This is a genomic window from Novosphingobium sp. (assembly GCF_039595395.1).
Classification (GTDB): domain Bacteria; phylum Pseudomonadota; class Alphaproteobacteria; order Sphingomonadales; family Sphingomonadaceae; genus Novosphingobium.
In genome coordinates, this window is sequence record NZ_JBCNLP010000001.1 from 201,208 (window position 1) to 224,698 (window position 23,491).

A 23,491-nucleotide genomic window follows, 5' to 3' on the forward strand; every position below is an offset into this window, starting at 1 on the left:
CCGCTTTACCAGAGTGCATTAGTCATGTAATACGCCCTCCAGATTGAGGGAAAGATTGGGCATGTCCATCTTTCCGGGGGCGGTGCATCGATGAACGAATATTCCAGTGTTTCCTCCGAAGCTGAATGGGATCAGGCCCGACCTGCCCCGCGCAACTGGCGCGTCTGGCTGGGGGGCGTTGCCGCCGTGGCGGTGCTCGGCGGGGCGTGGTTTGCCATGCATCGCACGCCTGCCGTGGCCGACAAGGGCGCTCAGGCGCCGGTCGTCACCGTGGTCGTTCCGGGCCGCACCAGCGTATCGGGCACGATCAACGCCACCGGCGTGCTGGCCGCCAAGCATGACATGCCCGTCGCCTCGGTGGGTGAGGGTGGTCAGGTCGCGCAGGTGATGGTCAATGCCGGGGACTGGGTGAAGAAGGGCCAGTTGCTGGCGATCATCGACCGCTCGGTTCAGGCCGAGCAGGATGCCAACCAGCAGGCGCAGGTCCGCGTGTCCGAGGCCGATGCAAGGCTGGCGCAGTCCAATCTGGACCGCGCGTTGAAGCTGGTGGATCGCGGTTTCATCTCCAAGGCCAACATCGATCAGCTCACCGCCACGCGCGATGCCGCCAATGCCCGTGTCCGCGTCTCGCAGGCCAGCCTTGGCGAGACGCGCGCCCGCATCCGCCGCCTGAGCATCGTCGCGCCCTCCGACGGTCTGGTGCTGGACCGCATGGTCGAGCCGGGGCAAGTGGTCGGTGGCGGCACCGGCACGCTGTTCCGCATTGCCGAGCATGGCGAGATGGAGATGCGCGCGCGCCTTTCCGAAAACGATCTGGCGCATCTGGCCGTGGGGCAGAGTGTGCAGGTGGTGCCGGCAGGCACGACCCAGAAGTTCACCGGCCATGTCTGGCAGGTCTCGCCGGTGATCGATCCGGCGACGCGGCAGGGTCTGGCGCGCATCCAGCTTGCCTATGATCCGGCGATCCGCCCCGGCGGCTTTGCCAGCGCGGGCATCCAGTCGGGCATGGTCGATGCGCCGGTGCTGCCGGAATCGGCGCTGCAGGCCGATAACAATGGCAGCTTCGTCTATGTCATCGCACCGGGCAACAAGGCCCAGCGGCGCGCGGTCACCATCGGGCTGATCACCGAGGGCGGCGTCACCATCGCCTCGGGCCTGCAGGGCACCGAGAAGGTGGTGCTGCGCGCGGGGGCCTTCCTCAGCGCGGGTGAGACGGTGCAGCCGCAACTGGCGAAACCGGGAGTTTCCAAGTGAACTTCCGCAACCTTTCGGCCTGGTGCATCCGCAACCCCATCGTGCCGATCGTGCTGTTCACCGGCCTGATGCTGATGGGCATCGTTGCCTTCTCGCGGATGGAGATCCAGCAGCAGCCGGACATCGAATTCCCCATCGTGATCGTCAAGATCAGCCAGCCGGGCGCCGCCCCCAAGGAGATCGAGACCCAGATCACCCAAAGGATCGAGGCGGCGGTCCGCTCGATCCCCGGCGTCGATTCGATCAGCTCCACCGCGTCGGAAGGCATGAGCAGCACGCAGGTGCAGTTCCAGCTTGGCGAGGACATCAACGCCGCTGTTTCCGAAGTGAAGAACATGGTCGACCAGACCCGCGGCAATCTGCCCGACGGGATCATGGAGCCGCAGATCTTCAAGGTGAACACCTCCAGCGAGCCGATCGCCTATTTCTCGGTTTCGGCCGACGACATGACTCAGGAGCAGCTTTCCTGGTTCATCGATGATTCGGTGGCCAAGCGCCTGCTGGGCGTCGAGGGCATGGCGGACGTAAAGCGCGAGGGTGGTGTGGATCGCGAGATTCTCGTCACGCTCGATCCGCTGCGGATGCAGGCTTTTGGCGTCACCGCGCCTCAGGTCAATCAGGCGCTGCGGGTGCTGAACCTCAATGCGGCGGGCGGTCGCGCGGAAATCGGCGGCACGCGCCAGTCGATGCGCGTTCTGGCCAATGCGCAGGATGCCTATGCCCTGTCGCAGACGCAGGTCTCGCTGGGTGGCGGGCGGATGGTGAAGCTCTCCGACATCGCCACGGTGAAGGACAGTTTCGGCGAGATCGTCAGCCTCGCCAAGGTCGGCGGCAAGCCGGTGGTGCTCTTCTCGATCAGCCGCGCGCGCGGTGCCTCGGACGTGTCGGTCTATGACAGTGCCGTGAAAGAGATCGGCAAGATCGAGGCCGAGAATCCCGGCGTCCATGTGAAGCTGCTCTTCACGACGGTCGACTACACCCGCAAGCAGTATGAAAGCTCGATCGATTCGATGATCGAGGGCGCCGTGCTGGCGGTCATCGTGGTCTTCTTCTTCCTGCGCGACTGGCGCGCGACGCTGGTCTCCGCCGTGGCGATCCCGCTTTCCGCCATCCCCACCTTCTGGTGCATGAAGGCGTGGTTCGGCTTTACGCTCAACAACATGTCGCTGCTGGCGCTGGGTCTGGTGGCGGGCGTGCTGGTCGACGACGCCATCGTCGAGATCGAGAACATCGTGCGCCATATGCGCATGGGCAAGACGGCCTATCAGGCCTCCATCGATGCCGCCGACGAGATCGGTCTGGCCGTGGTGGCGACCACCTTCTCGATCGTGGCGGTGTTCCTGCCGGTGGGCATGATGCCCGGCGTGGCGGGCGCCTTCTTCAAGAATTTCGGCCTGACGGTCGTGATCTCGGTGCTGATGAGTCTGGCCGTGGCGCGCATGATCACGCCGATGATCGCCGCCTATGTGCTGAAACCCCATGGCACCAGCGACCATGGCGGCGGCGCGATGATGACGCGCTATCTCAAGATTCTGCTGTGGTCGCTCGATACGCAGAAGGCTCAGGCCTTGCGCGCGAGGATGATGGATCTGCGCGGGCGGCTGAGCTGGGGCACGCGCTTCAAGGCACGGCTGCTCGACCATCGCGTGTGGATGATCGGCATTGCGGTGGTGGCGCTGGGGATGACGGTGGCCGGGGTGATGATCCTGCCCAGCGAGATGTTCCCCGACGAAAACAGCGATTTCACCCAATTGCGCGTCGAGCTGGTGCCCGGCACCACCATCCCTCAGGCCGAGGCGATGGCGGACCGTGTCGCGGCTTTCGTCGGCCAGCGGCCCGAAGTCGATCAGGTGCTGGAGGAGGTGCAGGAGGCGCGTGCCGATCTGTTCATCACCCTGCGCAAGGACCGCAAGATCACCACCGCCCAGTTCGAGCGCGCCCTCACCCCGCCGCTGCAGCAGATCGCCGATGCGCGGGTGACCTTCCGCTCATCGAGCAATCAGGGGTCCTCTTCGGGGCGCCCGATCGAGGTGATGCTCTCCTCCTCCGATCCGGTGAAGCTGGAGGCGGCGGCGGCTGAACTGGTCGAGCAGATGAAGGGGCTGAAGGAAGTGGTCGCCCCGCGCATCAACGGCGATCTGCGGCGGCCCGAGGTGGTGATCACGCCAAGGCTCGATCTGGCGGCCAGCCTGGGGGTGAACACCTCTTCGCTCAGCCAGGCGATCCGCATCGCCACCATCGGCGACATCGACCAGAATGCGGCGAAATTCTCGCTCTCCGACCGGCAGGTGCCGATCCGCGTGCGCATGCCTGAAAGCGCGCGCACCTCGCTCTCCAACATCACCAACATGCCGGTGCCGACTGCCAGCGGTGATTCGGTGCCGCTCAGCCGCGTGGCCGACATCACCTTCGGTTCGGGGCCGACGACGATCCAGCGCTACAATCAGGCGCGGCGCGTCTTCATCTCGGCTGACTTGCCGCCCGGCGTGATCAAGAGCCAGGCGATGGACAAGGTGAAGGCCCTGCCCATCATGCAGCATCTGCCGCAGGGCGTCTCGAACACCCCCTATGGCGGTGACAAGTGGCAGCAGGAGATGGTGATCAACTTCCAGTATGCGCTGGCGGCGGGCATCATGCTGGTCTTCTCGGTGCTGGTGCTGCTGTATCACCGCGTCGTCTCGCCGATGGTCAATATGGGCTCGCTGTTTCTGGCGCCCTTGGGAGGCCTGATTGCTCTGGCGATTGCCGGGCAGCCGATCTCCATGTCGGTGTTCATCGGCATGCTGATGCTGTTCGGCATCGTGGCCAAGAACTCGATCCTGCTGATCGATTTCGCCATCGAGGAAATGGCCACCGGCAAGCCCAAGTTTGATGCCATCGTCGAGGCCGGGCACAAGCGCGCCCAGCCCATCGTGATGACCACCGTGGCGATGACGGCGGGCATGGTGCCCTCGGCCATCTCGCTGGGTGGTGACGGGGCGTGGCGCGCGCCGATGGGTACGGTGGTGATCGGTGGCCTGTGTCTTTCGACCTTGCTGACCCTGCTGATCGTGCCTGCGGCCTTCAGCCTTGCCGACGGGCTGGAAAAGCGGCTAGGCCCTGCCTTGCGTCGCCGTTTCCTCACCTATGATCCTTCACACCGTGATGGAACCGGGGGGACGGCCAAGGATTTCCTCAAGGATATCACGGGCAAGGAGCAGCCGTCATCGCATCAGTCCTCCCCGCCGCTGCCGCATCCCTGACACTGCCATCCCCGGCCGCCGATGGCGGCCGGCGCATGCGACAGGTGGCAGGTGGGCTGCTGGTGGTGATGGCCGCGCTGTTCCTCGCCTCGCGCCATCTGATGGGGCAGGGATACGCCGGCTGGGAATGGCCGCGCGCCTTTGCCGAGGCGGCGATGGTGGGCGCTCTGGCCGACTGGTTCGCGGTGACGGCGCTGTTCCGCCATCCGCTCGGCCTGCCGATTCCGCATACGGCGATCATCCCCTCCAACAAGGACCGGCTGGCCGATGCCATGGCCGGTTTCCTGCGCGTCTATTTCCTCAAGCCCCAGGTGGTGCTGCGGCGGCTGAAGGCGGTGAATTTCGCCGGGCTGGTCGGCACCTTCCTGATCGACCCCAGCCGGGGCGGGCAGGCGCGTCTGCGTCAGGGCACGGCGGGGCTGCTGAGCGATATCCTCCATTCGCTGGCGGGCGAGCAGCTTGGCACGATGGTCAAGGGCATGTTGCGCGGTCAGTTGGAGAAGCTCGATCTGGCGCCGCTGCTGGGTCAGTTGCTCTCGGCGGCGATTCAGGATGGGCGGCACCGTCCGCTGATCGAGGCGGCGCTGCGCTGGGCCGGGCTGACGCTGGAGGACAATGAAGAGCTGCTGCGCAAGATGATCCACGACCGCGCCAACACCATCCTGCGCTGGACCGGGCTGGACGAGACGCTGGCGAATGGGATTCTCGATGGCCTCTACAAGCTGCTGGCCGAATGCGTGGTCAACCCTGACCATCCCCTGCGCGCCCGGATGGAAGAGGCGCTGGGCCAGCTCGCCGATGATCTGCTGCATGATCCCGCGATGCAGGCCAAGGTGGCGACCATGAAGCAGGAGGTGCTCGACAACCCCGCCATGACCGCCTGGTTCGATGCGCTGTGGCTGCGGGCGCGGCAGGCGCTGCTCCATGCCTCGGAGAACCCGCAGGGCACGCTGTCGGGCGGTTTCGGGGCGAGTCTCGCCGAGTTGGGTCAGTCGCTCACGCAGGACGCGCATCTGCAATGGGTGGTCAACCGCCATGCGCGGCGCTTTTTGGCGGGGATCGCCACGCGCTATGGCGCCAGCATCGTCACGCTGGTGTCGGACACGGTGAAGCGCTGGGATACGCGCACCATCACCAACCGCATCGAAGGCGCGGTGGGCCGCGATCTGCAGTTTATCCGCATCAACGGCACGCTGGTGGGCGGGCTGGTCGGATTGATCCTGCACGGGATCGACAGGTTGATCTGATTGCAATCGGAAGGGCCGGTTCCCGCCATGGGCGGTTGTTCATGCCTGCCGACTCTTCAGTCCGTCGCGTTTTCAGGCGGGATTTCGGCTGAAATCGGCCATTGATGCAGAAAATGCAATCGATGCCACGGGAATCGCACTTGTCAGACTATTGGTCGTGAACTATCCGGTACAGGCCTTTCAGGCATCCTCTCCCAAAACTTCCAAGCCCGGCTCCGGCCGGGCTTTTTTTTGCCCGCTTTGCGCGTGACAGTCCGGCATGATGCGCGCGGGAGCACCAGAGCACCCCCGCGCGTCATACAATTCACAGCTTGCCGATCAGCTCCGGCACCGCCGTGAACAGGTCGGCGACCAGGCCGTAGTCGGCGACCTGGAAGATCGGCGCTTCCGGGTCCTTGTTGATCGCCACGATCACCTTCGAGTCCTTCATGCCGGCCAGATGCTGGATCGCGCCGGAGATGCCCACCGCGATGTACAGCTGCGGCGCGACGATCTTGCCGGTCTGGCCGACCTGCTAGTCGTTGGGCACGTAGCCGGCGTCGACCGCCGCGCGGGAGGCGCCCACGGCGGCGCCCAGCTTGTCGGCCAGCGGATCCAGGACCTTCGTGTCAGCGAAGGTCTGCGCATCCTTGAGCGCCCGGCCACCCGAGACGACGACGCGCGCGCTGGTCAGTTCGGGGCGCTCGCTGGCGGCGACTTCGGCGCTCACGAAGCTGGACAGCCCCGCATCGCCCGTGCCGCCGGCAGGCGAGACGCTGGCGCTGCCGCCCGTGGCCTCGGCCTTGGTCGAAGCCGGTGGTACGCACGGTGATCACCAGCTTGACCGCTGCACTGCACCGTGGCGATGGCGTTGCCGGCGTAGATCGGGCGCTTGAAGGTGTCGGGGCTGACCACTTCCACGATGTCGGAGATCTGGTCGACGTCCAGCAGCGCGGCGACGCGCGGCGCGAAGTTCTTGCCGTGCGAGGTGGCAGGGGCGACAAAAGCGTCGAAATCGCCCAGCAGACCCACGATCAGCGGCGCGACATTTTCGGCCAGAGCGGCGCCATAGGCGGCATCGTCGGCCACCAGCACAGCCTCCACACCCGCGACCTGCTTGGCGGCGTCCACCACGCTGGAAACGCCAGCGCCCGCCACCAGCAGCGTCACGGCGCCCAGTTGAGCGCCGGCCGTCACCGCATGCAGCGTGGCTTCCTTGAGGGCGGCATTGTCATGCTCGGCCCAGACCAGAACCTTCGTCATCTCAGGCAACTCCCAGTTCTTTGAGCTTGGCCACCAGCGCATCCACGCTCTCGACCTTCACGCCCGCCGCGCGACCGGCCGGCTCGGCAACCTTCACCACCTTCAGGCGCGGCGTGATGTCCACACCGTAATCGGCCGGGCTCTTGGTCGCCAGCGGCTTCTTCTTCGCCTTCATGATGTTGGGCAGGCTGGCGTAGCGCGGCTCGTTCAGGCGCAGGTCGGTGGTCACCACCGCCGGCAGCGTCAGCGCGACCGTCTCCAGGCCGCCGTCGACTTCGCGCGTGACCACAACGGCGTCACCCTCAACCTCGACCTTGGAGGCGAAGGTGCCCTGCGGCCGGCCCCAGAGCGCGGCCAGCATCTGGCCGGTCTGGTTGCTGTCGTCGTCGATGGCCTGCTTGCCCAGGATGATCAGGCCGGGCTCTTCCTTGTCCACCAGGGCCTTGAGGATCTTGGCGACGGCCAGCGGCTCGACCGTTTCATCGGTCTGCACCAGGATGGCGCGGTCCGCGCCCATCGCCAGCGCGGTGCGCAGCGTGTCCTGGCGCCTGCGCCAGGCCCGACCGACACGGCGATCACCTCGGTCGCGACGCCCTTTTCCTTCAGGCGCACCGCTTCTTCCACGGCGATTTCGTCGAAGGGGTTCATGGACATCTTCACGTTGCCGAGATCGACGCCGCTGCCATCCTGCTTGATGCGCGGGCGGACGTTGTAATCGATCACCCGCTTCACGGGCACAAGGATCTTCATGGGGCCATTGCCTTTCCATTGCGCGGCGCTTTAAGCGATCGGTTAAAGCGCTGTCGTCCCGACATCGCGCGATGGGGCGCGGAGGTCAAGGGGTGACGGTGCGGTTTGATTGACGTTTAGGTTAAGGTGGGTGGGGAAGGGGAAGGAAAGAAGATGCGAGGGGGTTACCCCCTCGCGCTCCCAGAACGTCTCCCGACGGGAGGGCAGTGAGGCCCGCATCGGTGTGCCCCGGCTCTCCACCTGTGCTACCTGGGGCGCCGCAGGCATCGCATTCCTGCCTGCGGCGCGGCGAACTAGGCGCGAGGCCGAACCCGAAGCGCAACGCAGACAGTAAAGGGAGCGCGAGGGCGATGGCCCTCGCATTTTCTTCTTCAAAACCTTGGCCAAAAGAAAAAGCCCCCGCCAAACTGGCGAGGGCTCTTCCAATTCAAACCGAGCAAAAGCGATCAGGCCGAAGCCTTCTCCACCTCGGCGACGATCTTCTGCGCGGCGTCGCCCAGGTCGGCGGCGGCCACGATCGGCAGGCCCGAGTTGTTCAGGATGTCCTTGCCCTTCTCGACGTTGGTGCCCTCAAGGCGCACAACGAGGGGAACCGACAGGTTCACTTCCTTGGCGGCGGCCACGATACCATCGGCGATGATGTCGCACTTCATGATGCCGCCGAAGATGTTGACCAGGATGCCCTTCACGGCGGGGTCCGACAGCATGATCTTGAAGGCTGCCGTCACCTTCTCGGTGGTGGCGCCGCCGCCCACGTCGAGGAAGTTGGCCGGCTCGCCGCCGTTCAGCTTGATGATGTCCATGGTGGCCATGGCCAGACCGGCACCGTTGACCATGCAGCCGATGTTGCCGTCCAGCTTGATGTAGGCCAGGTCGTACTTGCAGGCTTCGATCTCGGCGGGGTCTTCCTCGGTCTCGTCGCGCAGGGCGACGATGTCGGGGTGGCGGAACAGGGCGTTCGAGTCGAAGCTCATCTTGGTGTCGAGCACCAGCAGCTTGCCGGCCTTGTCTTCCACCAGCGGGTTGATTTCCAGCATGTCGCAGTCGAGCGCCACGAAGGCGTCATACAGCTGCTTGCCGAGGATCTGGGCCTGCTTGTTCTGCTCGCCCTTCAGCTTCAGAGCGAAGGCGATGGCGCGGCCGTGGTGCGGCTGGAAGCCCTGGGCCGGATCGATGGTGATGGTGGTGATCTTCTCGGGCGTGGAGTGGGCCACGTCCTCGATGTCCATGCCGCCTTCGGTCGAAACGATGAAGGCCACGCGGCTGGTCTTGCGGTCGACGACCAGCGACAGGTAATATTCGTAAGCGATGTCAACGCCATCGGTGACATACAGGCGGTTCACCTGCTTGCCGGCTTCGCCCGTCTGGATGGTGACCAGCGTGTTGCCGAGCATTTCCTTGGCGAAGGACTCGACGTCCTCGATCGACTTGGCCAGGCGCACACCGCCCTTAGCGTCGGCAGGCAGTTCCTTGAACTTGCCCTTGCCGCGGCCACCGGCGTGGATCTGGGCCTTCACGACATAGAGCGGTCCGGGCAGCTGCTTGGCGCCGGCAACGGCTTCCTCAACGGTCAGCGCCGCGTGGCCGGTGGGGATCGCCACGCCAAACTTTGCGAGGAGTTCTTTTGCCTGATACTCATGGACGTTCATCGGTCTATACCCGCTGTTGCAAGCCTGTCGGCCCTTATTGCGTTGCCGCATAAGCATAGGAATGTGGGGATGAAAAGGATGATGTGTGATAATGATTATTAATAGCAAACTTTCATCAAAACAGGCCTGACACCGTGATCGACCAGTCCCGCCTGCGCGCCATTATGAAGGAAGCAGGGGCCATCGCCCTGGCCTGCTGGCCGGGCGAAACCGGTGGCGGCAAGGCACTGGATATATGGGAAAAGGGCCCTAATAACCCGGTCTGCTCCGCCGATCTGGACGTCAACGCCTTCCTGCGCGAGGAGCTGACACGCCTGCTGCCCGCCGCCGGATGGCTCTCCGAAGAGACCGCCGACTCGCCCGATGAGCGCAAAGGCAGCCTGATCTGGCTGGTCGATCCGATCGACGGGACTCGCGATTATATCCACGGACGCCCCGGATGGGCGGTTTCCGTGGCGTTGATCAGCGCCGGCCGCCCCCTGATCGGCATGCTGGCCGCCCCCGCACGCGGCGAGTTCTGGGAAGCCAGCGCCGGGCAGGGAGCCACGCTGAACGACTCGGCCCTGCACGCATCGCGCCGCAGCATTCTGCCCGGCGCGCGAGTCCCGGCGCGGGTGTTGCCGCCCGAGGATGCGGATCTGACTCTGGTGGGGCAGCCCAATTCCATCGCCCTGCGCATCGCCATGGTGGCCGACGATCGTGCCGATCTGGTGGCGACTCTGCGCTGGGGCTTCGAATGGGACATCGGCGCTGCGGCCCTGATCGCGCGGGAGGCCGGGGCGGTGGTGAGCGACGCTTTCGGTCAGGCGCTGGCCTACAACAAGCGGGACCCGCGCGCGTTTGGGGTGATCGCCTGCGCGCCGGGGATTCACGAGGCGGCGGTGGACCGGTTGGCGGAGCGGGCTGGAAGGTTGGCTTGAAAAGGGTTTGAAGAAAGAGAGAATGCGAGGGCCATCGCCCTCGCGCTCCCTTTACTGTCTACCTTGCGCCACGGGTTCGGCCTTGCGCATAATTTGCCGCGCCGCAGGCTTTCAACATGCACTGCCTGCGGCGCTTTGCGTTGCGCAGGTGGAGAGGCCGGGCACTCGGATCGGGTGCCGCTGCGATTGCGTCGGAAGACGTCATGGGAGCGCGAGGGGGTAACCCCCTCGCATCTTCCTTTTCACCCCTTCCGCAAAATCTCCAAAACCCCCCGCTTCTTCTTCACCGCTCCCTGAGCCCCGCTCTGCATTACGCGCCTGCGGAAGATATGCGCCCCCACGCGCACGAAGATCAGCACGCACAGCGCCTGCCAGCCCAGCGCCGCCAGATGCGGCCAGATCTCGCCGTGGATCGCGGCGCGGCCCAGCATGGCGAAGGGGGAGGAGAAGGGAAACACGATGGACGCCCATTCCACCGGCGATCCCTCGCGCGCCATGCCGTAGGAGGCGAAGAAGAACACCAGAATTTGCGCCATCGTCACGGGCATGGAGAGGGTCTGCACCTCGCGCACGGTGCTGGCCATGGAGCCGATGGTGAGGAAGACGCTGCCCAGCAGCAGGTAGCCCAGCGCGAAATAGGCGATGCCCAGCAGCACGAACAAGGGCCAGCCCACGGCGGGGGCGGTGAGGAACTGCAGCCCTTGCCCGCTGGCCAGATGCAGCAGGCCGCCCGCCGCGCCCCACACGGCGATGCCCACCAGCGAGATGGCCAGCATGGCGAACAGCTTGCCGAGGAAGACCGCGTCCATGGGGATGGCGGCGGCGAGCACCTCGATGATCTTGTTCCCCTTTTCCTCGACGAGGTTGGAGAGGACCATGCCCGCCAGCAGCATCATCAGCAGGAACAGCAGGGTCTGCGCGGCCTGAGCGGTCATCATGCGACCATGGCCGATATCGGCCTGGGTCGCGGGGGCGGCGGTGGGCGAGAGGGCAACCTCTGGCAGGGGGGCGGGCGCCTGCGCGCGGGCGCGGGCGGTCAGCAGCGAGACGGGGCCTTGCCAGTCCTGAATCCGGTCGCGGTTGCCGGTCAGCACCGGGTGGGCGAGGGTGCCAGAGAGAATCGCGCCCAGACCGTGCCCTGCCGCATTCTCCTGAGCCAGCGCTCTGGCGGGCTGGGCGCTTTCGCCCGGTTTCAGCCGTTTGACGACGGCAAGGTCGGGCAGGTCGCCGTTCATGCGTGGCGCCAGAATGGCCCCGGCGGTCAACACCGCATCCAGATCAGGGCCTTGCATGATAACCCCCAACCGGGGGTTACCGGCATCGCTGGTCTCGACATGATTCGTCACCGAACCGGCCAGCGCGCCGACGATCAGCGGAAACAGCGGGCCGACGAGGAAGAAGATAAAGCTGCGGCTCCACAGCACGGCCATAAAATCACGCCGCGCCACCACCAGAGCGGCGGAGAGCAGCGAAAGGCGCCCGCCTTTGGTCGTTTCACTCATCACAGAACCTCCTCGCCGCTGGCATCCAGCGCCTTGGCCGCCGCCGCACCCGCGATGGCCACGAAAGCATCGTGCAACCCGGCGCGTTCGATGGAGAGCGAGAGAATGCCGGCATCGCCCTCGATCAGGGCGCGCAGCAGGGGCTCGACCCCGCTTTCGGGCAGGGAGAACAGCCAGAAGCGACCCTCCTGCCGTGTGTCTGCGGGCAAAGCGGCGCGCCATGCGCCCTCGCGCGCACGGGTTTCGAGGCGCACCTGCGGGCGGATACGGTCGCGCGCCTCGTCCACGGGCCCGGCGAAGGGCACGCGGCCCCCGGCGATGATCGCCACCTCGTCGCAGAGCCGCTCGGCATGGGCGATGACATGGGTGGAGAAGATCACCGTCGTCCCCTTGGCCGCCAGCCCGCGAATCATCTGCTCCAGCCGCCCCTGATTGATGGCGTCGAGGCCCGAGAAAGGTTCGTCGAAGATCACCAGACGCGGCTCATGCACCAGCGTGCCCAGCACCTGCACCTGCTGGGCTTGGCCCTTGCTCATCTGGCGGATCTGGCGCTCGGCGAGGTGGCCCAGCCCATGCTCTTCCAGCAATTCGCGCCCGCGCTGGCGGCCCTTGGCCAAAGGCACGCCGCGCAGGGCGCCCAGAAAGCCGATCGCCTCATAGGCCTTCATCGCGGGATAGAGCCCGCGCTCCTCGGGCAGATAGCCGATCGCGTGGGAGACATCATGCGGCCGCTCGCTGCCCAGCACGCGGCGGAAACCGGAGTCGGGATCGATGATGCCCAGAATCATGCGCAAGGTCGTGGTCTTGCCCGCGCCATTGGGGCCGAGAATGCCGTAAATGGCGCCTTCGGGCACGCGCAGATCCACGCCATCGACCGCCGTCGTACCGTTGAAGCGCTTCACCAGCCCCCGCACCTCGATGGCCAGCGGGCGGGCATCGTTGCCCTTGCGAACCGCATCTTCTAGATCAGCCGTCATTCCGGTCCCCATTTCATACCGCAGCAACAACACAGAGTTTGATGAAGATCACGCTAAATCCTGCCCTTAAAGAGCAAATTGCCGCTCAGGCGCAGGCGCTCGGCTTTGCCGCCTGCGGCTTTGCCAGCGCGGGCGAAGACCCTGTGCGCGCCGCCCGCCTCGGCCAGTGGCTGGAAGAAGGCATGCACGGCAGCATGGACTGGATGGAAAGCCGCGAACACCACCGGCGTTCCCCGCAAGGCCTGTGGCCCGAAGCCCGCACCGTGATCGCGCTGGGCATGAGCTATGCCCCCGCCTTCGACCCGCTGGCGCTGGAGGGCGACGAGGAACGCGCCCGCATTTCCGTCTACGCCCAGGGCGCCGACTATCACGACATCGTCAAAAAGGCGCTGAAGCACCTCGCCCGCTGGATCGTCGAGCATTGCGCCAAACAGGGCATCGAGGCCGGGGTGAAGGTCTTCGTCGACACCGCCCCGGTCATGGAAAAGCCGCTGGGCGAGGCCTCCGGCATCGGCTGGCAGGGCAAGCACACCAATATGGTCTCGCGCACGCATGGCAGTTGGCTGTTCCTCGGCGCGATCTACACCACGCTGGAGCTGGAGCCCGACACCATGGGCCGCAACCGCTGCGGCTCCTGCGACGCCTGCCAGACCGCCTGCCCCACGGATGCCTTCCCCGCCCCCTACCGGCTGGATGCGCGCCGCTGCGTGTCCTATCTGACCATCGAGCACAAAGGCCCGATCCCCGAGGAGTTTCGCGAGGCCTTGGGCAACCGCATCTATGGCTGCGATGATTGCCTCGCCGCCTGCCCGTGGAACAAGTTCGCGGCGCAAGCCCAGCGCAACCGCGCGTTCCTGCCCCGCGCCGAACTGGTAGCACCCCGGCTGGATGAACTGCTGGCGCTGGACGATGCGGGGTTCCGCAAGCTGTTCTCCGGCTCGCCCATCAAGCGGATCGGGCGGGACCGGTTTGTGCGGAACTGTTTGTACGCTGCGGGCAATTCCGGGAATCACGCGCTGGTGGAGCAGGTGCGCAGCCTGTGCGCCGACCCGGATGAGGCGGTGGCGGATGCGGCTGTTTGGGCATTGGGAAGATTGGAAGAAGGATAATGCGAGGGCCATCGCCCTCGCGCTCCCTTTAATGTCTGCCTCAGCGCCGCGGGTTCGGCCTTGCGCCCAGTTTGCCGCGCCGCAGGCAGGAATGTGATGCCTGCGGCGCCTTATGCCGCACAGGTGGAGAGCCAAAGCGCCACGACGCGGCGCCCTCACCCTATCGTCGGAAGACGTCATGGGAGCGCGAGGGGGTAACCCCCTCGCACTTTCTTCCTTCAAACCTTACCGAGCCAACACATTCCGCGCCTGACTGGCGATCTGCGCCAGCATCGCGGGGCTGACCACCGCCGCCTTGCGCGCGCGATTGATCATGCCGCGGAACGCCAGCACGCCGGCGCTGGTCGCTTCCAGCCAGCTCTCGACGGTCGCGACCGGAGCCGAGGGCTCCGCGCGGGCGAGGAATTGCAGGCGCATCTGCTGGAAGTCGCGGGCAAGCCCTGCGACCAGCAGGCGCTCCCACGGATCGGCGGGGGAGAGGCGCGCGGCCACGCCCTGTGCCCAGTCCAGACCCAGCGCCTCGCCCAGACGGGTGAAGGCGCGGGTCAGCGCCACGGGATCGGCGCCATTGCCATGGGCCAGTGCCGCCAGCCCGACCACGCCATCCATATCGAAGAGATGGACGATGGAGAGGGCTTGTTCGCCATCCGCGCCAGCTGCCAGCAGTTCGGTGGCCATGCGGGTGGAGCGCTCGCGCGTTTCGGTGACGAGGAGGTCGTCGACCTGAGCGGAGAGGGCGGAGACGCCCCCGGCCAGATCCGCCGCCATCACCGAGGGCGCGATGGTCGTCGCGCCCGAGCGGAGCAGGTCGGCCATATGGCTGCGCACCACATCGGCGGCGCGGCTCATCAGCAGGATGCGCGGCGTTTCGGCGATGGGCGCGTCCTCGATGGCCTGCCAGATGGCTTCCAGATCGAATAGCTTTTCGGCGGCGAGGAAGGCGGCGGTCACCTCGGCGGCGCCCACGCCTTCTTCCTCGGCCAGTTCGAAGGGATGGACGAAGCCGAGGCGGTTGATCAGGCGGTTGGCCAGGCGCGTGGCGAGGATCTCGCGGCGCAGGCGGTGGCCGAGGATGTCCTCGCGATAGGTTTCGCGCATGTCCTCGGGGAAGGCGTGGAGCAGGTCGTCATCCAGCGCCGGGTCATCGACCACGGTGGAGGCTTCCAGCGCCTCCTGCACCGCCAGCTTGGCGCTGGAGAGCAGCACCGCCAGTTCGGGGCGGGTCAGCCCGGCGCCGATGTCGGCGGCGCGGCGCGCGAAGCTGTCGGCATCGGCCAGACCTTCGGTGCGGCGGTCGAGCTGGCCATTGTCCTCCAGCATCTCGATCAGGCGGACATGGCCGGGCATGGCATCGGCCCCGCCGCTCTGCGCGATGGAGAGGCCCAGAGCCTGCAGGCGGTTGTCCTCCAGCACCAGCGCGGCCACGGCATCGGTCATCTGCGAGAGCAGGACGACGCGGCCATCCTCGTCGAGGCGCCCGGCGCGCTTGGCGCTGGCCAGCGCGATCTTGATGTTGACCTCCTTGTCCGAGCAATCGACGCCGGCCGAATTGTCGATGAAGTCGGTGTTGCCGCGCCCGCCGAAGCCATTGGCGCCACGCAGCGCATAGTCGATGCGCCCGGCCTGGGTGCAGCCGAGGTTGCCGCCCTCACCGATGACGCGGGCGCGGACGTCGGCGCCATTCACCCGGATCGAGTCGTTGGAGGGGTCGCCCACCTCGGCATGGACTTCGTGCGAAGCCTTCACATAGGTGCCGATGCCGCCGAACCACAGCAGATCGGCGGGGGCCTTCAGGATGGCGGTCATCAGCGAATCGGGGTCGATCACTTCGGCGTCGATGCCCAGCGCGACGCGGATTTCCGGCGAGAGCGGGATTTCCTTCTGGCTGCGCGGCACGATGGCCCCGCCCGGCGACATGACCGAACGGTCGTAATCGTCCCAGCTCGAACGCGGCAGGTTGAAGAGGCGGTTGCGTTCCTCCCACGATTTCGCCGCATCGGGGTTGGGGTCGAGGAAGATATGGCGGTGGTCGAAGGCGGCGGTGACCAGCAGGCTCTTCGACAGCAGCATGCCGTTGCCGAAGACGTCGCCGCTCATGTCGCCCACGCCGACGACGCGGACGGGGTCGGTCTGCACATCGACGCCCATTTCGCGGAAGTGGCGCTGCACGCTCATCCAGGCGCCGCGCGCGGTGATGCCCATCGCCTTGTGGTCATAGCCCTTCGAGCCGCCGCTGGCGAAAGCGTCGTCGAGCCAGAAGTCCTTCTCGGCGGCCAGCCCATTGGCGGTGTCGGAGAAGGTGGCGGTGCCCTTGTCCGCGGCGACCACGAAATAGGGGTCTTCGCCGTCGCGGATCACCACGCATTCGGGGTGGACGACCTGCCCCTCGACGATGTTGTCGGTCAGCGACAAAAGCGTGCGGATGAAGACCTTGTAGCTTTCGCGGCCCTCGGTGGCCCAGCCATCGCGGTCGCGCGCGGGGTCGGGCAACTGCTTGGGATAGAAGCCGCCCTTGGCGCCGGTCGGCACGATGACGGCGTTCTTCACGCGCTGCGCCTTCATCAGGCCCAGCACTTCGGTGCGGAAGTCGTCGCGGCGGTCGGACCAGCGCAGGCCCCCGCGTGCGACGGGGCCGGCGCGCAGATGGATGCCTTCCACGCGGCGCGAATAGACGAAGATTTCACGCCATGGCAGCGGCTTGGGCAGGTTCGGCACCAGCGCGGAATCGAATTTGAAGGCCAGCGCCTCGCGCCCGGCGGGGGCGTAGGCATTGGTGCGCAGGATCGCCAGCACGATCATGCGGAAGGCGCGCAGCAGGCGGTCCTCATTGATCGCGGACACCTTGGCGAGACCGTCGCGGATGACATCCTCGGCCGAGGCTTCCTGACCCGTGCGGTCCGAAATGTCGGGCTGATGGCGGGCGCGGAACAGATCGACCAGACCCAGCGTCACTGGCCCGGCATTCATCAGCGCATCGACGGCGGTGTCGATGCTGTAGTTCAGGCCGGTCTGGCGCAAATAGCGATACCAGGCACGCAGCCAGTTGGCCTCCCGCGCGGAGAGCCCCACGCCGACGATCAGCCGGTTAAAGGCGTCTTCCTCGCCCGCGCCGGTCAGCACGGCGAGCAGCGCATCCTCGATGATCGGGGCATGAGCCAGCACCGGGGCGGTATCCTGACCGACAGGCAGGGCCAGCAGGAAATCATGGATCACCCCCAGCCTTTCATCGCTGCCCAGCGTGGTGGGGATGTTGTCGATCACGCGGAAGCCGAAGTTTTCCAGCGCGGGCACCACGTCGGAGAGCACCAGCGAGGCGTTGCGCTCATAGATCTTCAGGCGCAGGCGGGTCGGCTCGTCGCTGGCGGGCAGGCGATAGAGGCGCACCGCGCGTGGATGCTCGTCACCGCCGCTGGCGATGCGGCGCAGATGGGCGATATCGATCGCGGCTTCGGACGCGCCATAGAGCACGCGATAGCTTTCCGGGAAGGCATCGGCATAGCGCGTGGCGATGGCGGCGGCGCGGGCCGGTTCCTCGGTGTTGGCCAGTTCCGCCTCCACTGCGTCGCCCCAGCCGCGCAGCATGGCCTGCAATTGCGCATCGAGCGCGGCCTCATCGGGCACGGCGATCGCATGGCCCTCGGCGGCGGCCAGCACATAGCGCAATTGCGCCAGATTGCCTTCCTCGACCTCCAGCGACCAGTCGAGCACCTTGGTGCCCGAAGCCTCCTCCAGCATGGTGGAGATGCGCGCGCGCATGCGGTTCGAGAGCGTTTCGCGCGGCAGCCAGACGAAGCCGTAGAGATGCCGCCCCAGCGATCCCGTCACCAGCGAGAGGCGCGGGCGCGGGCGGTCGATGATGCTCATCAGCGTGAGGGAAACGCGCTCCAGATCGGCATCCTCGAAGCCGATGAGCTGGTCATGCGGCAGGCTGGTCAGCGCATGGACCAGCACCTTGCCCGCGTGGCCGCGCGGCGAGAAACCGAACTTCTCCATCAAGGCGGCAAGCTGCGCGCGCATGCGGGGCACGGCTTGTGGCGGGCTGGCGAGCGCCTCGCTGGTCCAGACGCCTGCGTGGACCGACAAAGCGGTGACCTTGCCGTCATCGATCACCGGCACGATGAACAGGTCGAGCGGCACGCGGCGGTGGACATGGGCGATGCGGTTCGACTTGACGATCAGCGGCAGGCGACCGCCGCCGCCCTTGGCCGCGAACTGGTCGAACCAGGCGAAGGCGCTGTCGAAACCGGCGCGGTTCAGCAATTCCCAGGTGCTCTTGCGGCAGACGCCCAGCGCGCCCTGCTGGCTGCCGTCGCGCAGGCGGGTGACATGGCCGAGCTGCGTCAGCATGCCGTCCTTGAACCAGCGCAACAGCGCGGCGCCCTCGGCGCGGTCCATGGCGGTGAGGCGCCCGGCATCGTCCTCCATGGCGGTGCGCATCGCGCCCCAGTCGCCCACGGCGGCGCGCACATCGCCCAGAGTCACCGCCAGATCGGCGGCCAGCGCGGCGCGGGTGCGCGCGTCGGCACGCGGCGTTTCGAGATAGACCACCGATTCACGTGCCACGCCGGGGGCCTCGCCCTCGGGCAGGTCGGTGATGTCGCCATGGCCGTTGCGCTCGACCGGAACGATGGGGTGGATCAGCCGGTCGATCACCAGACCATGCGCGCCCACCGTGCCCGCGATCGAATCGACCAGAAAAGGCATGTCCTCATTGACCACGGCGATGCGCATGAAGCGCTCACCCGCCGCGCCCGCCACGGTTTCGATGTTGATGGCGCTCTGCGCGCGTTCACGCCTTGCGGCGGAGGTCAGCAGGAAACGGGCGGCGGCGGCCAGCGCCTCGGCGCTCATTTCCGGGTCGCCGGGAAGCTGGGCTTCGTCCAGCCTGACCTCCAGCCTGGGGGCCAGCCGCGCCACCAGCGCGTCAGGCAGGGGGGCGGGGGCTTGGGCTCGGCTCGGCTGGTCGGACATGCGTGTCTCTCTCCCGATAGGTAACGGCCTGCGCTTAGCGCGATGGCCTTGGTATTTATGCCTGATGTTACTGCGTAATCATCCGGGCGATGGTTGGGTTGACGTGGAATTGGCGCCCGTGGTGGGCGAAGGGGATGGGGCGTTTGCCCCGGATGTACCGCCGATCTGTTGCAGATAGGCGGACGCCTGATGCCCGGCCTCGCTTTGCGGGCTGGCTTTCACGGTGGACTCCCAGCTTTTGCGGGCGGCATCCTCATGACCCGAAAGCATGGCAATCACCCCGGCCTCCAGCCCGACCTCGGGGTCGAGCGGGGTCAGTCTGGCGGCGGTCTGAATCTGGGTCTGGGCATCGGCCAGATGACCCATGCGGCGCGACAGCGTGGCCGACAGCAGCCAGGCCGGGCCATTGTCGGGCCCCTGCGTGCGCGCTTCGGCGAGGGAAGCGGCGGCCTCGTCATTGCGCTTGAGCGCGACCAGCGCGCGGGCGCGGTCGACGGCGATGGAGGTCATCAGCGCGGGATCGTTCACCGCCCTGGCATCGACGCGTGCCTTGTCGAGCGCGGCCAGAGCGCGATCCGCGCCGCCCTCCTGCGCCTGCGCCGCGCTGGCGGCCATGGCGCCCAGGCGCGCGCGGTTGAGCGCATTGTCGCCCGCCGCATCGCGCCCGGCCAGAAAGGCCTGCTCGGCCATGGGCCAGGCTTCCTGCGCGGAATAGGCATAGCCCAGGCACAGCTCGGCCTCGGCGCGCTGGGTGTCCTTGGCGCCGCTCAGCCAGTCGGTGGCCATTTGCGCGGCGGCATCGGGATCATGGTCTGCGGTTTCGCGGCAGTGAGTCAGCTTGTTCGAGTCGTCGATGCGTTCAGGGCGCGCCGTGATTTCGCTGACCGGGCGCCGCCGGTTGGGCGCGGTCGGCCGGTCGATCATCGGCAGGCCCAGCGAGGGGGCGATGCCGTCACCCACCAGCGGGCCGGTCTGAAGCATCAGGGCAGAGGCAAGCAAAACAAGCGACATCAATGACTTCCCGGATCAGGCGTCGGCCCCGGCCAGCGCAAGAGCCATGCGCCGGATCAGGGCCAGATCCACCGGCCGGCTGAGCCGGTGGTCGCCGTCCTTGACCAAGCATAGCTGAACCGCGTCAGAACGCAAAGTTGCAGAGAGGCGCAATGAAATTTCCCAGGGGACATCTTCATCCCGCTGGCCATGGATCAGCACCGCGGGCACATCGAGGGGGATTTCGGCATCGAGAAGCCGGTTATGCTCGCCATCGGTCCAGAAGCGGGCGTGAGTCGGCGTGGGCTCGGGGCCATAGGGATTGGGTTCGAAAATGGTGCGCCCGGCGATCAGTTCGCCCTTCTGCGCGCTGGTGTAGCCCCATTGCGTGAAATCGGGCGCGGCGGCGATGCCCATGATCCCGGCCAGCTTTGCGGCGGGCAGGGCCTGCGCCACCAGCAACATCAGCCAGCCGCCCATGCTGGAGCCGACCAGCACCACGGGGCCGGGGATCAGCGCCGCGATCAGGGCCAGCACCTCCTCGCGCCAGCGGGTGAGCGTGCCATCGGGGAAATCGCCATCCGAGGCGCCGCATCCGGAGTAATCGAGCAACAGGCAGCCAATGCCTTGTTCGCGCGCGGCATCGAAGAGCATCGCGGCCTTGGACCCGGCCATGTCCGACATATAGCCGGGCAGGAATACGAGTGTCTTGCCTTGCGAGTCTGCAGGCGGTGTCAGGCGATAAGCCAGACGGCGGGCGGGCTTTTCGCCATCGGCGGGCAGGGGATGAAAAAGAACGTCGCTCATGCCTCCCTTTTGCCCCGGCCTGCCGGATGGGGAAAGGGAGATCAGGCCTTAATCGCGCAGGAAGATCGCCTCGATCGGCAGGCCGAACAGATCGGCGATGCGGAAGGCCAGCGGCAAAGATGGATCGTAGCGCCCGGTCTCGATGGCGTTCACCGACTGGCGCGAGACTTCCAGCCTTTGCGCCAGATCCTGCTGGCTCCAGCTCTTTTCGGCACGCAGCACACGCAGGCGATTGTTCATGCCTTTTCACTGCGCCACAGGGTGATGGCGTTCCAGATCGCCCCCACGCCCAGCCCCATGAGCCAGAAGAAGGCCGCGCCGAAACCGTGCTGGCCGGGGGCGACAATGTCGTAATTTTGCAGGAAGTCCCAGATGGTCATCACCGTCAGGCAGAAGCCGGTGGCGATCAGTGCCTGGCGCACGAACATCATCCGCCAGAACTCGTCGGGCTCTTCCACCAGCAGGCGCATCACCGTCCAGACCACACCCAGCACCGGCAAGGCGGGCAGGATTGCCGGCAGCACATTCCATGGCGCGGGCGGCGGCGCATGGCGGAATAGCCAGCCCATCGCGAAAATCAGCACGGTGTAGAGGGTGAGAAATACCCCCAGCCGACGAGAGTAACGCCGGATGGCGGGGGAATTGTAACGGGTCATGTCTGGTCTCCCCGACGTTTTGACAAGCTTGCTTTACATAATTCACCACCCATGTGTCAAGTTTGCTTTCCAAAACGACATGCTCTTTGCGCGAAAGCCCCCATTTGCAAGGTTGAGGCGCGCCCCGCTCCCGGCTAAGGGCCTGTTCCATGTCTGACAGCATCACGATCACCCTTCCCGATGGCTCGCAGCGCTCGATGGCGCCGGGCTCCACCCCTGCCGATGTGGCCGCCGCGATTGGGCCCGGCCTGGCGAAAGCCGCGATTGCCGCGCGCATCGATGGCGAACTGGTGGACCTCACCCGACCCTTCACCGGGGACGCATCGCTGGCACTGGTGACCAACAAGGACGAGAAGGACGCGCTGGAGCTGGCGCGCCACGATTTCGCGCATATTCTGGCCGAGGCGGTGCAGGCGCTGTTCCCCGGCACGCAGATCACCTTCGGCCCGGCGACGGACGATGGTTTCTATTACGATTTCGCCCCGAAGGACCGCCCCTTCACGGACGACGACCTGCCCGCCATCGAGGCGGAAATGCGCAAGATCATCGCCGCCAACAAGCCGCTGCGCCGCGAAGTCTGGACGCGCGAAACGCTCATTAGCCGCTGGAAGCAGCAGGGCGAGACCTTCAAGGCCGAATGGGCCGCCGAACTGCCGGGTGACGAGGATCTCACCGTCTACTGGTCGGGTGACGACTGGCTGGATATGTGCCGCGGGCCTCACCTGCCCAGCACCGGCAAGCTGGACCCGCAGGCCTTCAAGCTGACGCGCGTCTCGGGCGCCTATTGGCGCGGCGACCAGAAGAACGCGATGCTTTCGCGCATCTATGGCACCGGCTGCTGAACAAGAAGCAGTTGGACGCGCATCTGCTGCGTCTGGAAGAGGCCGCCAAGCGCGACCACCGCAAGCTGGGCGCCGAGATGGACCTGTTCCACCTCCAGCCCGAGGCGCACGGCAGCGTCTTCTGGCATCCCAAGGGCTATATGATCTGGCGCGAGCTGGAAGCCTATATGCGCCGCGCCATCGACAGCACCGGCTATCAGGAGGTGAAGACGCCTCAGGTGATGGACGCCAAGCAGTGGGAGCAGTCCGGCCACTGGGGCAAGTACCGCGAAAACATGTTCGTCATCCCCGACGAGGCGCCGAATACCGAGGACGATGGTCCCATCGTCTCGAAGGACGCCGAGTGGATGGCGTTGAAGCCGATGAACTGCCCGGCGCATGTGCTGATCTTCCGTCAGGGCATCAAGAGCTACCGCGAACTGCCGCTGCGCCTCGCCGAGATGGGCTGCTGCCACCGCAACGAGCCCCATGGCGCGCTGCACGGCATCATGCGCGTGCGCCAGTTCACGCAGGATGACGGCCATATCTTCTGCCGCGAAGACCAGATCGTGGAAGAGGTCCGGGCCTTCTGCCAACTGGCGGATCGCGTCTACAAGGACTTCGGCTTCAAATACGAGATCAAGCTGGCCCTGCGTCCCGAAAAGCGCTTCGGCACCGAGGAAATGTGGGATCTGGCCGAAACCGAACTGCGCAACGCCGTGGTCGAGGCCGGTCTGGCAACCGAGGAATACGGCTGGGAAGAACTCCCCGGCGAGGGCGCCTTCTACGCACCCAAGCTGGAATGGCACCTGACCGACGCCATCGGCCGCACCTGGCAGTGCGGCACGATCCAGTCGGACCGCGTGCTGCCCGAGCGCCTCGACGCCGCCTACATCGCCGAGGATGGCGAGAAGCATCGCCCCGTGATGCTGCACCGCGCGATTCTGGGCTCCTACGAGCGCTTCATCGGCATCCTGATCGAGCATTTCGCGGGCAAGCTGCCCGTGTGGCTGGCCCCGGTGCAGGCCGTGGTGGCGACCATCGTCTCGGACGCCGACGACTATGCCCATGACGCCGTGGCGCAGTTGAAGGCCGCCGGCATCCGCGTGGAAGCCGACACCCGCAACGAGAAGATCAACTACAAGGTGCGCGAGCACTCGCTGAAGAAGGTGCCGTACCTGCTGGTCGTCGGCAAGCGCGAGGCCGAGGAAGGCACCGTCGCCGTCCGCGTGCTGGGCGAGCAGGCGCAGAAGGTTATGACTCTTTCGGAAGCCATCGAGCTGCTGAAGGGTGAGGCGACTGCGCCGGATTTGAAGTAAGAGGGAAAGGGTAGGTGCGAGGGTGTTACACCCTC

The 23,491-nt window shown here is 66.3% G+C and carries 13 protein-coding genes and 3 pseudogenes; 6 read left to right on the forward strand and 10 right to left on the reverse strand.

The features are described from left to right. Positions 1 to 90: 90 nt before the first annotated feature. From ABDW49_RS01075 to ABDW49_RS01085, 3 genes are read left to right on the forward strand one after another with little or no spacing between them, the layout of a single operon-like run. Positions 91 to 1,254 (forward strand): efflux RND transporter periplasmic adaptor subunit, encoded by a 1,164-nt coding sequence (locus tag ABDW49_RS01075; RefSeq protein ID WP_343609066.1) that lies wholly within the window; start codon positions 91 to 93, stop codon positions 1,252 to 1,254. Then, entirely contained in the window at positions 1,251 to 4,496 is a 3,246-nt protein-coding gene (locus ABDW49_RS01080) for an efflux RND transporter permease subunit (RefSeq protein WP_343609068.1), read from the forward strand. The genes ABDW49_RS01075 and ABDW49_RS01080 overlap by 4 nt, the downstream gene beginning before the upstream one ends. Positions 4,497 to 4,531: 35 nt before the next feature. Then, a complete protein-coding gene (locus ABDW49_RS01085) occupies positions 4,532 to 5,743 on the forward strand; it encodes a DUF445 domain-containing protein (RefSeq protein ID WP_343609069.1) in 1,212 nt (403 codons plus the stop codon). 304 nt (positions 5,744 to 6,047) lie between these two features. Here ABDW49_RS01085 and ABDW49_RS01090 read toward each other — a convergent pair. From ABDW49_RS01090 to sucC, 3 genes and pseudogenes are all read right to left on the reverse strand, one after another. Next, positions 6,048 to 6,985 (reverse strand): annotated as a pseudogene (locus tag ABDW49_RS01090) (FAD-binding protein). A 1-nt stretch (position 6,986) separates the two neighbouring features. Then, a pseudogene (locus ABDW49_RS01095) lies at positions 6,987 to 7,735 on the reverse strand (electron transfer flavoprotein subunit beta/FixA family protein). A gap of 446 nt (positions 7,736 to 8,181) precedes the next feature. Next, entirely contained in the window at positions 8,182 to 9,384 is a 1,203-nt protein-coding gene (gene sucC / locus ABDW49_RS01100) for an ADP-forming succinate--CoA ligase subunit beta (RefSeq protein WP_343609071.1), read from the reverse strand. A 134-nt stretch (positions 9,385 to 9,518) separates the two neighbouring features. On the opposite strand from sucC, the gene ABDW49_RS01105 reads away from it, so the two are divergent. Continuing rightward, the gene (locus ABDW49_RS01105; protein ID WP_343609072.1) at positions 9,519 to 10,304 is read left to right on the forward strand and encodes a 3'(2'),5'-bisphosphate nucleotidase CysQ; all 786 of its coding nucleotides are present in this window, start codon (positions 9,519 to 9,521) and stop codon (positions 10,302 to 10,304) included. A gap of 242 nt (positions 10,305 to 10,546) precedes the next feature. Here the strand turns inward: ABDW49_RS01105 and ABDW49_RS01110 are convergent, their stop codons facing one another. Both ABDW49_RS01110 and ABDW49_RS01115 read right to left on the reverse strand, forming a co-directional pair. Then, positions 10,547 to 11,806 carry an ABC transporter permease gene (locus ABDW49_RS01110; protein WP_343609074.1) on the reverse strand — a complete coding sequence of 420 codons (1,260 nt, stop codon included), beginning with the start codon at positions 11,804 to 11,806 and terminating at the stop codon, positions 10,547 to 10,549. Next, on the reverse strand, positions 11,806 to 12,783 hold the full coding sequence (locus ABDW49_RS01115) for an ATP-binding cassette domain-containing protein (protein ID WP_343609076.1): 978 nt from the start codon (positions 12,781 to 12,783) through the stop codon (positions 11,806 to 11,808). Before ABDW49_RS01115 ends, ABDW49_RS01110 begins: the two co-directional genes overlap by 1 nt. Before the next feature lie 41 nt (positions 12,784 to 12,824). Here ABDW49_RS01115 and queG point away from each other — a divergent pair, with 41 nt between their 5' ends. Beyond that, the gene (gene queG, locus ABDW49_RS01120; RefSeq protein ID WP_343609078.1) at positions 12,825 to 13,892 is read left to right on the forward strand and encodes a tRNA epoxyqueuosine(34) reductase QueG; all 1,068 of its coding nucleotides are present in this window, start codon (positions 12,825 to 12,827) and stop codon (positions 13,890 to 13,892) included. A gap of 225 nt (positions 13,893 to 14,117) precedes the next feature. Here the strand turns inward: queG and ABDW49_RS01125 are convergent, their stop codons facing one another. The 5 genes from ABDW49_RS01125 to ABDW49_RS01145 all read right to left on the reverse strand — a co-directional run bounded on the left by ABDW49_RS01125 (position 14,118) and on the right by ABDW49_RS01145 (position 21,316). Continuing rightward, positions 14,118 to 18,863: an NAD-glutamate dehydrogenase domain-containing protein gene (locus ABDW49_RS01125; protein ID WP_343609079.1), complete on the reverse strand. Its 4,746-nt coding sequence runs from the start codon at positions 18,861 to 18,863 to the stop codon at positions 14,118 to 14,120. A gap of 78 nt (positions 18,864 to 18,941) precedes the next feature. Continuing rightward, positions 18,942 to 19,874: a tetratricopeptide repeat protein gene (locus tag ABDW49_RS01130; protein ID WP_343609080.1), complete on the reverse strand. Its 933-nt coding sequence runs from the start codon at positions 19,872 to 19,874 to the stop codon at positions 18,942 to 18,944. 15 nt (positions 19,875 to 19,889) lie between these two features. Then, positions 19,890 to 20,660 carry an alpha/beta hydrolase gene (locus ABDW49_RS01135; RefSeq protein ID WP_343609083.1) on the reverse strand — a complete coding sequence of 257 codons (771 nt, stop codon included), beginning with the start codon at positions 20,658 to 20,660 and terminating at the stop codon, positions 19,890 to 19,892. Between the two features lie 48 nt (positions 20,661 to 20,708). Continuing rightward, a complete protein-coding gene (locus ABDW49_RS01140; protein WP_343609085.1) occupies positions 20,709 to 20,900 on the reverse strand; it encodes a helix-turn-helix transcriptional regulator in 192 nt (63 codons plus the stop codon). Beyond that, entirely contained in the window at positions 20,897 to 21,316 is a 420-nt protein-coding gene (locus ABDW49_RS01145; protein ID WP_343609087.1) for a hypothetical protein, read from the reverse strand. Before ABDW49_RS01145 ends, ABDW49_RS01140 begins: the two co-directional genes overlap by 4 nt. A gap of 149 nt (positions 21,317 to 21,465) precedes the next feature. Between ABDW49_RS01145 and thrS the strand changes: the two are divergent. Continuing rightward, positions 21,466 to 23,456 (forward strand): annotated as a pseudogene (thrS, locus tag ABDW49_RS01150) (threonine--tRNA ligase). Positions 23,457 to 23,491 lie beyond the last annotated feature (35 nt).